This is a genomic window from Paenibacillus sp. MMO-58 (genome assembly GCF_037146255.1).
Taxonomy (GTDB): Bacteria; Bacillota; Bacilli; order Paenibacillales; family Paenibacillaceae; genus Pristimantibacillus.
In genome coordinates this window covers 1-223 of sequence record NZ_JBBCVY010000060.1, presented here as the reverse complement: position 1 = coordinate 223, position 223 = coordinate 1, and the positions used below count along the sequence as shown (strand labels likewise).

Below are 223 nucleotides of genomic sequence, written 5' to 3'. Positions count from 1 at the left end.
CTCGCCGCTACTGACGGAATCACTTTTGTTTTCTCTTCCTCAGGGTACTTAGATGTTTCAGTTCCCCTGGTATGCCTCTTGTTAACCTATGGATTCAGTTAACAGTGACTGCCCATTACGACAGCCGGGTTTCCCCATTCGGACATCCCCGGATCAATGCGTGCTTACCGCTCCCCGAGGCAGTTTCGTTGTTCGCCACGTCCTTCTTCGGCTCCTAGTGCCT

Annotated in this window: 1 rRNA gene; it reads right to left on the bottom strand. The window is 52.5% G+C overall.

Annotation, left to right across the window (positions count from 1 at the left end):
• Positions 1-222: ribosomal RNA gene (locus WFJ73_RS33310) — 23S ribosomal RNA — on the bottom strand; the annotation flags it as partial.
• Position 223: the final 1 nt, after the last annotated feature.